Raw genomic sequence first — 13708 nt, forward strand, 5'->3', positions numbered from 1 at the left:
TCGGATGGCAGTCAGCAAGGTCGCTCCTGACGCGCACGCGGAACGCCGCTGGGTCCGTCTCTGCGTCGCCGTGATCTCGGTGTTCGCGGTCCTGGCCGGACTGATCGGCACCGGGGCCGGCGGGCCGGGTACGACCCGGGCGATCTGCCTGGCCGCACTGCTCGCCGGATCCGTCGCCGCCGCGTTCGCCTGCCTGTGGCGCTCGCGCGGGTTCACCGGCCGGTCCCGCTGGGGCTGGACGACGCTCGGCGCCGGTGTGCTCAGCTGGGGGCTCGGCCAGTTCTCCTTCCTTCAGCACGCCGGTGCTGACATCCGGCCCAGTGCCCTGCCCGCCGGGCCCAACCTGGGTGTGCTCGGCATCCTGCTGGTCGCGGCCGGTCTGCTGATCCTGCCGAGCGCGGCCCAGCCGCTGGTGAACCGGATCCGCAGCGTTCTGGACGGCCTGCTGATCGCCGCGTCGCTGGTGCTGGTCGGCTGGGTGTTCGCCGTCGGTCCGACGGCCGCCCGCGGCGCCGTCGGGCCGGACTTCTACTTCTCGCTGGTCTTCCCGCTCGGCGGGATCGTGCTCGCCACCATGGCCGTCTACATGCTGCCGCAGCAGCGGATCCGCCACGGCTGCGGTGCCCACATGATCTTCATTGCCGCCGGCCTGGCCGCCTTCACGATCTCCGACGCCGGGTACGCCTACCTCGGCCTGGTCCGCGACACCGGCGCCGGACAGGCCCTGGACCTGGGCTGGCTCGCCGGATACGCGCTGATCATCATGGGTGCGGGCCGCCCCCGGGTGCGGCCGGTCCCCCTGGTGCCGCTGTCCCAGCGGGTCGGTACCGCCGCGGTGATGCTGCCCTACCTGGCCGTCCTGGCCGCCCTCGGCTCCAGCGTGCTGTTCCACGTGCAGAGCGGCGGCAGCCACCCGTTCGTGGCGTTCACCCGCTCCTTCCTGATCCTGCTCATCGTCGGCCGGCAACTGCTCACCCAGCTGGAGAACAGCGGACTCACCCGCACGCTGGAGGCCCGCGTGGCCGACCGCACCGCCGAGCTGTACGCCCGGGAGCAGCAGTTCCACGCCCTGGTGCAGCACAGCTCGGACGTCGTGACCGTGGTCAGCCCGGACGCCGACGTGATCTACCAGAGCGACTCGGTGCACCGGGTCTTCGGCTACTCGCCGCGGTTCCTCACCGGGCGCCGCCTCACCCAGCTGCTCGACCCGGAGTCCGGGCACCGGCTGGCCCAGGCACTGCGGCAGGTCGCCGGGCGCCCGTACGCCACCACGGTGCTCGAGCTGACCGTCCCGCACCGGGACGGCCGCTCCCGGCAGGCCGAGATGACCATCACGAACCTGATGGAGGACCCGCACGTCAACGGCCTGGTGCTGAACACCCGGGACATCAGCGAGCGGATGCAGCTCCAGGAGCAGCTGATTCACGAGGCGTACCACGACTCGCTCACCCAGCTGGCCAACCGCGCGCTGTTCCGGGACCGGACCGCCACGGCCCTCGAGCAGGGTGCCGCCGTCACGGTGCTGCACCTCGACCTGGACGGCTTCAAGCGGGTCAACGACAGCCTCGGCCACCTCGCCGGTGACCAGCTTCTCGTCCAGGTCGCGGACCGGATCACCGCCTGTGTCCGCGCCGACGACCTGGTGGCCCGCTTCGGCGCCGACGAGTTCGGCGTACTGCTGACCGAGGACGCCGCCGACGAGGTCGCCCGGCGCATCCTGGACCGCCTGGAGGCACCGGTCATGATCGGCGCCCGGGAGATCCACGTGCGGGCCAGCATCGGTCTGGCCGGCGCGGATCTGATCGGCGAGGTGGAGAGCGACCACCCCGGCGAGCGCGCCGAGCAGCTGATGCGCAACGCCGACCTGGCCATGCACCACGCCAAGAGCGCCGGCGGCGGCGTCTTCGCCGGGTACCGGGCGCGGATGCGCGACGGCCTGATCGAACGCCTGGAACTGGAGTCCGACCTGCGCGCCGCCCTGGAACGCGGCGACCTGCGCCTGCACTACCAGCCCACCGTCGACCTGGCGACCCACGAGGTGGTCGGTTTCGAGGCGCTGGCCCGTTGGTCACACCCGACCCGCGGCATGATCAACCCGATCGAGTTCATCCCGATCGCGGAGGCGACCGGGCTGATCGTGCCGCTCGGCCGGTGGGTGCTGCACGAGGCCTGCCGCCAGGCCGTCGCCTGGAGCGAGGCCGCCGGCGGCCGCCCGCTCAAAATGTCGGTGAACGTTTCGGTCCGCCAGTTCGACCAGCCGGAGTTCGCCGAAACCGTCGCCGCGGTGCTCGCCGAGACCGGCATGCCCGCCGACCGCCTCTGCCTGGAGATGACCGAGAGCGTCCTGATGACCGACACCGAGGCGAACCTGGAACAACTCGTCCGCCTCAAGGCCCTCGGCCTCACCCTGGCCATCGACGACTTCGGCACGGGCTATTCGTCGCTCGCCTACCTGCGCCGCTTCCCGGTCGACACTCTCAAGATCGACCGCTCGTTCGTCGAGCGCCTCGGCGTCCTCGACGACGACACCGCTCTCACCGACACCATCGTCCGCCTCGGCCGCAGCCTCGGAATGGCGACGGTCGCCGAAGGCATCGAGGAGTTCGGCCAGCTGGCCGCCCTCCGCGAGATGGGCTGCGGTTACGCGCAGGGCTACTACTTCTCCCGCCCGGTGCCGGCCGCCGAGGCCGGCCGCCTCTTCCTGGAAGGCGCCGACATCCCAGCCTGAACCGCCGGCTTTGCGGTGCGCACTCTCTACTTCCCTTTCCGGTACGCGTCCACGAACAGCCCCGCCGAGCCGCGCGATCCAGGCGGTGGTCAACGCCGCCCGGCGACCGCCGGGCCGGGCAGATGGTCACCGCCGACCGCCAGGCCCGCACAAACCGTCACCACCGACCGCCGGGCCCGCGCAGATGGTCGCCCTCGACCGCCAGGCCCGCACAAACCGTCACCACCGACCGCCGGGCCGGCGCAGATGGTCGCCGGCGACCCGGCCCGGGGAGCGGTGTCCAGCACCAGATCGGCAGCCGCAGGCGGCGCCGGACGGGCGGGCTCGGTCAGGCTCGGTAGATGCGGGTCGGGGTGACGAGCACGGCTGTGCGGCGCTGCTCGACCATCGTCCGGTCGTAGGTGTCCCAGTCGTCGTGGGTGCCGCCGGCCGCTGTGAAGATCTCCCGCAGCAGCAGCCGCAGCCGCTCGCGATCCAGCCATGGCTGTGGGTCGTCCGGCCCGGCCAGCAGCGCCGTGCCCTCGACCGTCGCATACTGCCAGCCGTTGCGGAACGCCACCGCGAGCTGTGGCCGGTCCCGCAGGTTGCGCAGCTTGACCGCACCCAGCGCGACGAACGCCAGCACCGGCGTCCCGTCCGCCGGATGGGCGATCAGCCCGGTATTCACCAGCGTCGACTGCACGGTCTGATCAGCCCGGATCGTCGACACGATGGCCAGGCCGGTCTCGCCCCGGCTCAGCTCCCAAGCGTCCTCGAGCGAACTCATGCCACGACCCTACGCGCCGGGTGTGACAAGTTCGCCGGGCCGAGAAGCGCGACCGTCTTCATGGGCCCGGCGGTCGCCGGGCGGCCTGGAGTCGTGGCCGGCTCGCGGGGCTCGGCGGGACTGTCGGCTGACTCGTACCGGATAGGTTTCTTTCATGCTGATCAGTTTCGGTTGTCCGGTGTCGGGGGCGTGGGCTGAGCCGGAGACGCTGACCCGGATCGCCCGCCGGGCCGAGGAGTGCGGTTATCACGGGCTGTGGGCGTTTCAGCGGCTGCTGGTGGGGCGCGGCCAGGACCTCGCGCCGCCCTATCGCAGCGTCCTGGACCCGATCGTCGCGTTGACCTGGGCGGCGGCGGCCACCGAGCGGATCCGGGTCGGCGTCTCGGTGATCAATCTGCCGTATGTCGCGCCGGCCTATCTGGCCAAGCAGGTGAGCAGCCTGGACCGGCTCTCCGGCGGGCGATTCGACCTGGGGCTGGGTACCGGCTGGTCGGAGCCGGAGTTCGTGGCGACCGGCTCGGACCCGAACCCGCGGGGACCGCGCACCGAGGAGTATCTGGCGGCGCTGGCCGCGCACTTCTCCGGCGAGGAGGCCTCGTTCGACGGCCGGTTCTACCGGGTTCCGCCGAGCCGGATGGCGCCGGCGCCGGTGCAGGCGGGTGGACCCCCGGTGCTGCTCGGCGGGGCCGCCGAGATCGCGTTGCGGCGGGCCGGACGGCTGGCGGCGGGCTGGGTGAGCAGCAGTCAAGCAAGCCTGGAGGACATCGCCCGCGGGGCCCGGATCGTTCGCGAGGCGGCCGAGGAGGCGGGTCGCGACCCGGACGCGATGCGGATCGTGGTGCGAGGCGTGGTGCGAGCCGGGCGCCGGGACGAGGCGGTTCCGCTGTCCGGAGACTGGGCGCAGATCCGCGCCGGAGCCGCACGGTACGCCGAAGCGGGCGCCACCGAGCTGTTCTACGAGCCGAACTGGGATCCGCGGATCGGCGGGCCGGACGCGGACCCGGCGGAGGCGGCAGCCCTCGGCGAACAGATCCTCACCGCCCTGGCACCGGACGGCTCGGAGATCGACTGATTACCCTGGTCCGGTGGACCAGCGATCTCCGACCGTGTACCGGACCCGTTCGTGGACGAATCGCCGCCGGGCGCTCACCGGCCTCGGCGGCGTCGGCCTGGTGCTGCTCGGCTACCTGATCGGCCGATGGCAGGACACCCCGGCCGCGATCTCCGCGCCGCCAGCGGTCGCCGCCTCCTCCTCGGCCGCTGCTCCGGCGCCGAGCACCGAGGCCCCCTCACCGTCACCTTCGCCTAAGCCGGTCGACTATCCGGTGTTGCAGGCCGAGTCGGCGACCGAGCTGGCCGGCATCGAGGCCGAGGACACCCAGGACGAGGGCGGCGGGAAGAACGTCGGCTGGATCACCCGGCACGATCACCTGCGGTTCGACAACTTCGACTTCGGCGAGGTGCCGGCCGTCAAGGCCAAGGTACGGATGTCCTCGCAGGCCGGCGTCTCCGGCCGGGTGCAGTTCCGCCTGGACAGCAGGGACGCACCGCCGGTGGGTGAGGTCACCGTGATCAACACGGGTGGCTGGCAGAACTGGCAGACCGTTGCGGCGGTGCTGGAGCCGGTGACCGGCGTGCATACGGTCTTCGTCACGTTCACGACCACCGATGACAGCGAGTTCGTCAATCTGAACTGGCTCCAGTTCGAGCACTGAGAGGCCGCGCCAGCGGCCCGGTGCTGCTGTTTCCCGGCGGTCGCGCTGGGGCCGCGAGGGACAGCTCAGCTAGCGCCGGGACAGCGGGGACGGGTCGGCTTCGGCGGGACGCCGGTCACGCGTACCCCGGATGAGCGTGACCGGCAAGCGGACCTTGACCAGGACCGGGTGTCTAGGCCGTGGCCAGCTCGATCGTGCGCGGCTCGCGCTCCAGGACCGGGATCTGGAGGATCAGCACGCCGTTGTCGTAACGGGCCTCGAGCCGGTCGGTGTCCAGCTTCTCGGAGAGCGCCACCTGGCGGCTGAACCCGTCCATCCGGCCCTCGGGCTCGGTGCGCTTGCGTTCGGCACGGACGGTCAGCGCCTCGCCGTCGAGGGTGATGTCGATCGAGGCTGGGTCGACGCCCGGCAGGTTGATGTCGATGAAGAACGTGTCGTCCTCGCGGTAGGCGTCGAGGCGGGCGCCGGCTTCGCGGGTGGCGAAGACGCGGGCGGTCAGACGCTCGAGATCCCGGAAGGTCGGAGAACTGAGCAACATGGGTGGCTCCTCATGACTTGAGCTTGGGTACCCGAGTGTGAGAACCGGGAATTGTGGGACGCGATTCCCCCGGAAGAATGTGACCCCGGTCTTCGAACGCATGTACTAAGCTGCCGGATGTGGTCCTGCATGCCGATCTCGACTCGTTCTACGCATCGGTCGAGCAGCGCGACGATCCGGCGCTGCGCGGCCGGCCGGTGCTGGTCGGCGGTGGCGTCGTGCTGGCCGCCAGCTATGAGGCGAAGGCGTTCGGGGTTCGCACGCCGATGAGCCTGGGTCAGGCCCGGGCGCTCTGCCCGCACGCGGTCGTCGTGCCGCCCCGGATGTCGGCGTATTCGGCGGCGAGCAAGCAGGTCTTCGCGGTCTTCGACGACACCACGCCGATCGTCGAGCCGCTCTCCATCGACGAGGCGTTTCTCGACGTCGACGGCCTCGGCAAGATCCGTGGCAGCCCCGTCGAGATCGCCCGGCGGCTGCGTGCCGAGGTCCGCGAGCGCGTGGGGCTGCCCATCACGGTCGGCGTGGCCGGCACCAAGTTCCTGGCCAAGGTGGCCAGCGGCGTCGGCAAGCCGGACGGGTTGCTCGTCGTGCCGCCCGGCGAGGAGCTGGCCTTCCTGCATCCGCTGCCGGTCGAGAAGCTCTGGGGCGTCGGCCCGGTCACCGCGGCGAAACTGCGCGACCGGCAGATCCACACGGTCGGCCACGTCGCGCGCATCGGCGAGGCGGCTCTCGTCGCCATGCTCGGCCCGGGCGCCGGCCGGCATCTGCACGCGCTCGCCCACAACCGCGACCCGCGCCGGGTGCGGACCGGTCACCGGCGCGGCTCGATCGGCGCGCAGTGCGCCCTGGGCCGCCGCGAGCGACCGTTCAGCGAGGTCGAGGCCACCCTCGCCGCTCTGGTCGACCGGGTCACGCACCGGATGCGCCGGGCGCGCCGGGCCGGGCGGACGATCACCGTGCGGCTGCGGTTCGGCGACTTCAGCCGGGCCACCCGATCACGCAGCCTGCTCAAGGCCACCATGCAGACCGGCGCGATCCTGCGGACCGCGGAGGAGCTGCTCCGGGAGAACCGGCCGCTGATCGAGGAGCGCGGCCTGACTCTGGTCGGCGTCGCGGTCAGCAACCTGGACAGCGACGGCAACGTGCAGCTGGCGTTCCCCTTCGACGACCCCGGCGACGACGGCCTGGACGCTGCGGTCGACCGGATCCGCGACCGATTCGGCGCCGGGGCGCTGCGCCGGGCCGACATGATCGGCCGCGACCTGCACCCGTCGGTCCCGATCCTCGCCGACTGACGACCGCACCCGGGCGTGGCCGCCACAGCCCGACCAGGCAGACTTCAAGCGTGCGGAAGATCTATGTAGTCGGGATCGGCGCGGGCGACCCGGACCATCTGACCCTTCAGGCGGCCAAGGCGATCGGCCGGACCGACGTGTTCTTCCTCCTGGACAAGGGCGAGGCCAAGCAGAGCCTCGTCGACCTGCGGGAACGGCTGATCAGGGCCTATTCGCAGCCGCGCAGGCGGATCGTGGAGGGCCGCGACCCGGACCGGGATCGCACACCGGCCGACTACACCGGCACGATCGCCGACTGGCGGCACCGCCGGTCGCTTGTCGTCGAGGAGCTGATCACCGAGCACCTCAAGGACGACGAGATCGGATCGATCCTCGTCTGGGGTGACCCGTCGCTCTACGACTCGACCATCGCCATCCTGGAGGAGATCCTCGGCCGCGGTGCGACCACCTTCGAGTACGAGGTGATCCCCGGAATCAGCAGCGTCTCGGCGCTCGCCGCCAAGCACCGGATCGGGCTGAACCGGGTCGGGCAGCCGTTCCAGGTCACCACCGGGCGGCGTCTCGCCGAGGGCTGGCCGGACGGGGTGGACGACGTGGTCGTGATGCTCGACGCGCAGCAGGCGTTCACCAGGTACCCGGAGGCCGAGATCTACTGGGGTGCCTACGTGAGCACCGAGGACGAGCTGCTCGGGGCGGGCACGGTGGCCGAGGTGGGCGACGAGATCGTCGAACGGCGTACCGCGGCGCGGGAGCAGCACGGCTGGATCATGGACACCTATCTGCTCCGGCGCGGTCAGAGCCGGTTGAACGGCTCCGAGTAGACGAAGTCGCCACGCAACTCGGGCCGGTAGGTGGTCAGAGTGCGCGCCTGGAAGTGCGGCGCCCACTCGCTCACCTGGTGGCTGATCCCGTACTCGGAGGCGAGGCGGAACCCGAACCGGACGTAGTAGCGCGGATCGCCGAGCAGCACCACCAGTGGCTCGCCCAGCGCGTCGGCGGCGCCGAGCACCGCGTGCATCAGGGCCGAGCCGACGCCGCGCCGGTGGTGATCCGGGTGCACGCTGAGCGGTCCGAGCCCCAGCACGGCAGCGCCGTCCAGCCGGGCGCGGGTGCAGACGACGTGCCCGATCACGGCGCCGTCCTCGACGGCCACCATGGACAGCTCGGGGATCCAGCCCTCGTCCGCCCGCAACTGGTCGACCAGGTCCGCCTCGGTGGGCTGCCCGAAGGCGGCAAGCGTCACGGCGTGAATCTCGGCCGCCTGGGCAGGCGTCTCCCGCTGAACGATCATCCGCTCAGCCTTCCCGGCCCGGCCGACCCCGGGCAACCGATTTCAGGCGGCGGCGAGCACCACGTCCATGCGAGCCAGCTCGTCCGGGTCGGCGACGGTGTCGATACCGGTGATCCGGTCGCCGGCGATGGTGAAGGTGAGAGTCAGCCGGGTCGTCCCGCCGACGATCACCACGGCGCCAGGCAGATCGTCGATGTACGCCGGCAGCGCGCCCTGGGCCCGCCCGGCGAAGAACCGCGCCACCACCTCGGCACCGCGCGTCTCACCCCGGTCGGCCATCCTCGCGGCGGTCTCGTCGCCCCGGACCACCACGTCCGGGTCCAGCATGGTGAGCAGCGCCGCCATGTCACCGCCCCGGGACGCCGCCAGGAACGCCGAGACGATCGCCTGCTTGCGTACGGCTTCCGGCCCCACGCCGGCCGGATCGCTCGGGGCGCCACCCCGTACCCGGCGCCGCGCCCGGCTGGCCAGCTGCCGCGCGGCGGCCGGACTGCGCCCCACCACCACCGCGATGTCCTCGAACGAGACGGCGAACATGTCGTGCAGTACGAACGCCAGCCGCTCCGTCGGGGTGAGCGTCTCCAGGACGACCAGCAGGGCCAGACCGACCGAGTCGGCGAGCAGGGCCTCGCCCTCCGGTCCGGGGCCGGCCGCGACCGCCTCCGGGGCCTCCGGCTCCTCCCGGCGGGCCACCCGGGAGCGGAGCATGTCCAGGCAGATCCGGCCGACCACGGTGGTCAGCCAGGCGGCCAGGTTGTCCACCGAGTCCGGGTCGGAGCGGCTCAGCCGCAGCCATGCCTCCTGCACCGCGTCGTCCGCCTCGCTCAGCGAGCCGAGCATCCGGTACGCCACCGCACGCAACCGCGGCCGGTTCGCCTGGAAGCGTTCGGCCAGCACCTCGTCAGCCATCTTGTGGCCTCCACCACATCCGTCACATCGCCCCGATCGGGCCCGTCACACCGCCGACGTACGAAACCGCGGCGATGTGACAGGAGAATGAAAATGCAGCCTCGCACGACCACCCCGGCCTCACCCGAGCTGATGAAGGCGATCAACACGCTCTACAAGGAGTCCCACTCGGCCGGTGTGCCGGCCGCGACGCTCGAGCTGGTCCACCTGCGGGCCAGCCAGATCAACGGCTGCAGCGTCTGCGTCGACTCGGGTGCCCGCAGCGCCCGGAAGAACGGCGAGACCGACGACCGCCTCTTCGCCGTGGCGGCCTGGCGGGAGACGTCGTACTTCACCGACGCCGAGCGGGCCGCCCTGGCACTGGCCGAAGCGGCGACCAGGCTCGCCGACCGGGCCGACGCCGTACCGGACGAGATCTGGGACGCGGCGGCGAAGCACTACACGGAGCCCCAGCTGGGGGCGCTCGTGTTGTGGATCGCCACCACCAACTTCTTCAACCGGATCAACGCGACCACCCGGCAGATGGCGCCGCAGACCTGGGGCTGAGCACTATCGGGCCGGGCCGTCCTCCAGGTCGCCCTCGGTCTCCAGGAAGAGCTGCTGGAGCGCCGCCAGCGTCGCCGGCTCCGGGGAGTCCCAGAGCTTGCGGTCGGCGGCCTCCAGCAGGCGCTCGGCGATCCCGTGCAGTGCCCAGGGGTTCGACTGCCTCATGAACTCCTGGTTCTCCGGGTCCAGCAGGTAACTCGCGGCCAGCTGCTCGTACATCCAGTCGGTGACGACGCCGGCGGTGGCGTCGTACCCGAACAGGTAGTCCACCGTCGCGGCCAGCTCGAACGCGCCCTTGTAGCCGTGCCGCCGCATGGCGGCGATCCAGCGGGGGTTCACCACCCGGGCCCGGAAGATCCGGGCCGTCTCCTCGGTCAGGCTGCGGGTGCGTGCCTGGTCCGGGTTGGTGGAGTCACCGACGTACGCGGCCGGCGCCTTCCCGGTCAGCGCGCGCACCGTGGCGATCATACCGCCGTGGTACTGGAAGTAGTCGTCGGAGTCGGCGATGTCGTGCTCGCGGGTGTCGATGTTCTTGGCCGCGATGTCGATCCGCCGGTACGCGTTCTCCATGTCCCCGCGCGCCGGCACCCCGTCCAGGTTCCGACCGTAGGCGAACCCGCCCCACACCGCGTACACCTCGGCCAGGTCGGCGTCGTCCCGCCAGTTCCGGCTGTCGATCAGTGGCAGGATGCCCGCACCGTACGCACCCGGCCGCGACCCGAAGATCCGCATGGTGGCTCGTCGCCAGTCGCCGTGCCCGGCCTGGTCGCGCAGCGCGTGCTCGCGGACCAGATTGTCCGGCTCGTCGAGCTCGGCGACCATCCGGAAGGCGTCGTCGAGCATCGCCACGACATGCGGGAACGCGTCCCGGAAGAAGCCGGAGATGCGAACCGTCACGTCGATGCGGGGGCGGCCCAGCTCCTCGCGGGAGATCGGCTCCAGGCCGGTGACCCGCCGGGAGGCGGGGTCCCAGATCGGCCGGACGCCGATCAGGGCGAGGATCTCGGCGATGTCGTCGCCGGCGGTCCGCATGGCGCTGGTGCCCCAGGCGGAGAGGCCGACCGACCGCGGCCAGTCGCCGTGGTCGGCGCGGTAGCGGGCGAGCAGCGACTCGGCCATGGCCTGGCCGGTCTCCCAGGCCAGGGCGCTGGGGATGGCCTTCGGGTCGACCGAGTAGAAGTTGCGGCCGGTGGGCAGCACGTTGATCAGGCCGCGGAGCGGGGAGCCGCTGGGGCCGGCCGGGACGTAGCCGCCGTCGAGGGCGTGCAGCACGTTGGTCAGCTCGTCGGTGGTCCGGGCCAGACGGGGGACGACCTCGCGTGCGGCGAATTCCAGCACGCGGATTACTTCCGCTTTATCCGACAAATTCGAAATGTCCGAAGGGGCGGACGCGGCCGGCGCAAGGCCGGCGGAATCGGCCTGCCGGGCCGGCGCGAGGCCGGCGGAATGGGTCAGCAGGTCGGCCGGGACCTCGGCCGGCCAGCCGCGCTCCTCCATCGCCGCGACCAGTGCGCGCGCCTGGGCTTCAACGGCGTCCGTCTCCGCTGTCGACGCGTCCTCGGCCAGACCGAGCGCCTCCCGCAACCCCGGCAGCGCGGCCACCTGCCCGGCCCACATCTGCCGCGCCCGCAGCATCGCCAGCACCAGGTTGACGCGCGCCTCCCCGGTCGGCGCGGCTCCGAGCACGTGCAGGCCGTCACGGATCTGCACGTCCTTGACCTCACACAGCCATCCGTCGATGTGCATGATGAAGTCGTCGAACTCCTCGTCACCCGGCCGTTGAGCCTGGCCGAGGTCGTGGTCCATCTTCGCGGCCTGGATCAGCGTCCAGATCTGCGCCCGGATGGCCGGCAGTTTCGCCGGGTCCAGCGCCGCGATGTTGGCGTGCTCGTCGAGCAGTTGCTCGAGGCGGGCGATGTCCCCGTACGACTCGGCGCGCGCCATCGGCGGGATGAGGTGGTCGACCAGGGTGGCGTGCGCCCGGCGCTTCGCCTGGGTTCCTTCGCCCGGGTCGTTGACCAGGAACGGGTAGATCAGCGGCAGGTCGCCGAGCGCCGCATCGGTCCCGTCGGACGCCGACATGCCCACGTTCTTGCCCGGCAGCCACTCCAGGTTGCCGTGCTTGCCCACGTGCACCACCGCGTGCGCGCCGAAGTCGTCGGCGAGCCACCGATAGGCGGCCAGATAGTGGTGCGAGGGCGGCAGGTCCGGGTCGTGGTAGATGGCCACCGGGTTGGCGCCGAACCCGCGCGGCGGCTGCACCATGACCACGATGTTCTCGTCCTGGAGCGCGGCGAGCACGATGTCACCGTCGTCCACGTAGAGCTCGCCGGGCGACGGCCCCCAGTGCTGCTCCACGCTCTCCCGGAAGTCGGCCGGAAGAGTGTCAAACCACGATTTATAAGAAATGCCCGAGATGCGTACGGTGTTCTCGGCCAGCTGCTCCTCGGTGAGCCAGTCCGGATCCTGCCCGCCGGCCGCGATCAGCGCGTGGATCAGCCCGTCGCCGTCATAGGAACCGAAGTCACCGATCCGATAGCCACCGTCGGCGAGCGCGGCCAGCAGAGCGACGGTCGAGGCGGGGGTGTCCAGGCCGACCGCGTTGCCGATCCGCGAATGCTTGGTCGGATAGGCGGAGAGCATCACCGCGATCCGGCGGGAAGCCGGCGGTGTGTGCCGCAGCCGTGCGTGCGCCACCGCGATCCCGGCCACCCGCGAGGCCCGCTCCTCGTCGGCCACGTAGACCGACAGCCCCTCCGGGTCGATCTCCTTGAACGAGAACGGCACCGTGATGATCCGCCCGTCGAACTCCGGGATCGCCACCTGCGTCGCCGCGTCCAGCGGCGACAGCCCGTCGTCACTCGCCTCCCACGCGGCCCGCGAGCTGGTCAGGCACAGCCCCTGGAGGATCGGCACGTCCAGGTCGGCGAGCACGCCGACGTCCCACGCCTCGTCGTCACCGCCGGCCGAAGCGGTCGCCGGCCGCGTCCCACCGGCGGCCAGCACCGTCACCACCAGGGCGTCCGCCTTGCGGAGCTCGGTGAGAAGCTCCGGCGGCGCGGTACGCAACGACGCCGTGAAGATCGGCAGCGCCCGGGCACCCTTCGCCTCGATCGCCCGGCAGAGCGTCTCGACGAACGCGGTGTTCCCCGCCATGTGGTGCGCGCGGTAGTAGAGCACCGCGACGGTCGCCTCGGCCTCGAACTCCGGCCGGGGCAGCACACCCCACTGCGGTGCGGAGACCGCGGGCGCGAAGCCGTTGCCGGTCAGCAGCACCGTGTCGGAGAGGAAGTCGTGCAGCGAGGCGAGGTTCTCCGCACCGCCCTGCGCCAGGTAGGAATGCGCGTCCGCCGCGACACCGGCCGGAACCGTGGAGAGCTTCATCAACTCGGCGTCCGGGGCCTGCTCGCCACCGAGCACCACCACCGGCACGTCTCCGGCGAGCAGCGTGTCCAGGCCCTCCTCCCAGGCCCGGCGCCCACCGAGGATGCGCACCACCACGAGGTCGATGCCGTCGAGCAGGGCGGGCAGATCGTTGACCTCGGTCCGGGCCGGGTTCGCCAGACGCCAGGACGAGCCGCTGGCCCGGGCACTGAGCAGGTCGGTGTCGGACGTCGACAGCAGCAGAAACACGCGCGCTCCCCCTCGGGGGCTCGACCGGCCCCGCAGCGGAAAACCCAGGCAAACCCAAAGGCAGACCGGGTAGTCAGGATCCACGGCGACCGGAGTTCCTGGCTCCCGAGAAAGTCCTCGGTGACAGTGGCGGGACCGCGCCGGATTCACACCGGCTTCCTCCGCGGCGTCGCCGCTCGTAGGGTCACCACCTTTCCGGTAGCCGGTGTCCGGAGTCAAGGCGGGCCCGGCTCTGTGACGCTGCCGACCCACGGATGCGAATCTGTCGGTGCCCGCCCGTAGTATCC

At 71.6% G+C, this 13708-nt stretch carries 11 protein-coding genes and 1 riboswitch; of the genes, 6 read left to right on the forward strand and 5 right to left on the reverse strand.

Annotation, left to right across the window (positions count from 1 at the left end):
- The first annotated feature begins 4 nt into the window (after positions 1–4).
- The gene (locus I4J89_RS02550; protein WP_196412136.1) at positions 5–2728 is read left to right on the forward strand and encodes a putative bifunctional diguanylate cyclase/phosphodiesterase; all 2724 of its coding nucleotides are present in this window, start codon (positions 5–7) and stop codon (positions 2726–2728) included.
- Positions 2729–3056: 328 nt separating this feature from the next.
- On the opposite strand, the gene I4J89_RS02555 is transcribed toward I4J89_RS02550, so the two are convergent.
- Positions 3057–3494, reverse strand: a complete 438-nt coding sequence (locus tag I4J89_RS02555; RefSeq protein ID WP_196412137.1) for a TIGR03618 family F420-dependent PPOX class oxidoreductase — start codon at positions 3492–3494, stop codon at positions 3057–3059.
- A 154-nt stretch (positions 3495–3648) separates the two neighbouring features.
- Between I4J89_RS02555 and I4J89_RS02560 the strand changes: the two genes are divergently transcribed.
- Together I4J89_RS02560 and I4J89_RS51375 are read left to right on the forward strand one after the other, a co-directional pair.
- Entirely contained in the window at positions 3649–4566 is a 918-nt protein-coding gene (locus I4J89_RS02560; protein WP_196412138.1) for a TIGR03619 family F420-dependent LLM class oxidoreductase, read from the forward strand.
- 13 nt (positions 4567–4579) lie between these two features.
- The gene (locus tag I4J89_RS51375; protein WP_196412139.1) at positions 4580–5209 is read left to right on the forward strand and encodes a carbohydrate-binding protein; all 630 of its coding nucleotides are present in this window, start codon (positions 4580–4582) and stop codon (positions 5207–5209) included.
- 172 nt (positions 5210–5381) lie between these two features.
- Here I4J89_RS51375 and I4J89_RS02570 read toward each other — a convergent pair whose 3' ends face one another.
- Entirely contained in the window at positions 5382–5747 is a 366-nt protein-coding gene (locus I4J89_RS02570; RefSeq protein ID WP_196412140.1) for an Hsp20/alpha crystallin family protein, read from the reverse strand.
- 119 nt (positions 5748–5866) lie between these two features.
- Between I4J89_RS02570 and dinB the strand changes: the two genes are divergently transcribed.
- Together dinB and cobF are read left to right on the forward strand one after the other, a co-directional pair.
- A complete protein-coding gene (dinB, locus tag I4J89_RS02575; RefSeq protein WP_196412141.1) occupies positions 5867–7042 on the forward strand; it encodes a DNA polymerase IV in 1176 nt (391 codons plus the stop codon).
- Positions 7043–7092: 50 nt separating this feature from the next.
- A complete protein-coding gene (gene cobF, locus I4J89_RS02580) occupies positions 7093–7863 on the forward strand; it encodes a precorrin-6A synthase (deacetylating) (protein WP_196412142.1) in 771 nt (256 codons plus the stop codon).
- Here the strand turns inward: cobF and I4J89_RS02585 are convergent.
- Complete coding sequence (locus tag I4J89_RS02585; protein ID WP_196412143.1) at positions 7836–8333, reverse strand: GNAT family N-acetyltransferase; 498 nt, start codon at positions 8331–8333, stop codon at positions 7836–7838. The genes cobF and I4J89_RS02585 overlap by 28 nt on opposite strands.
- Before the next feature lie 42 nt (positions 8334–8375).
- Positions 8376–9242, reverse strand: coding sequence for a sigma-70 family RNA polymerase sigma factor (locus tag I4J89_RS02590; RefSeq protein ID WP_196412144.1), 867 nt, complete (start codon positions 9240–9242; stop codon positions 8376–8378).
- Positions 9243–9335: 93 nt separating this feature from the next.
- On the opposite strand from I4J89_RS02590, the gene I4J89_RS02595 reads away from it, so the two are divergent.
- Positions 9336–9788, forward strand: coding sequence for a carboxymuconolactone decarboxylase family protein (locus I4J89_RS02595; RefSeq protein WP_196412145.1), 453 nt, complete (start codon positions 9336–9338; stop codon positions 9786–9788).
- A 3-nt stretch (positions 9789–9791) separates the two neighbouring features.
- Here the strand turns inward: I4J89_RS02595 and cobN are convergent, their stop codons facing one another.
- Complete coding sequence (gene cobN, locus I4J89_RS02600; RefSeq protein WP_196412146.1) at positions 9792–13421, reverse strand: cobaltochelatase subunit CobN; 3630 nt, start codon at positions 13419–13421, stop codon at positions 9792–9794.
- 74 nt (positions 13422–13495) lie between these two features.
- A riboswitch (cobalamin riboswitch) is annotated at positions 13496–13636 on the reverse strand.
- Positions 13637–13708 lie beyond the last annotated feature (72 nt).

It is taken from the genome of Actinoplanes aureus (assembly GCF_015704865.1).
Lineage (GTDB): Bacteria > Actinomycetota > Actinomycetes > Mycobacteriales > Micromonosporaceae > Actinoplanes > Actinoplanes aureus.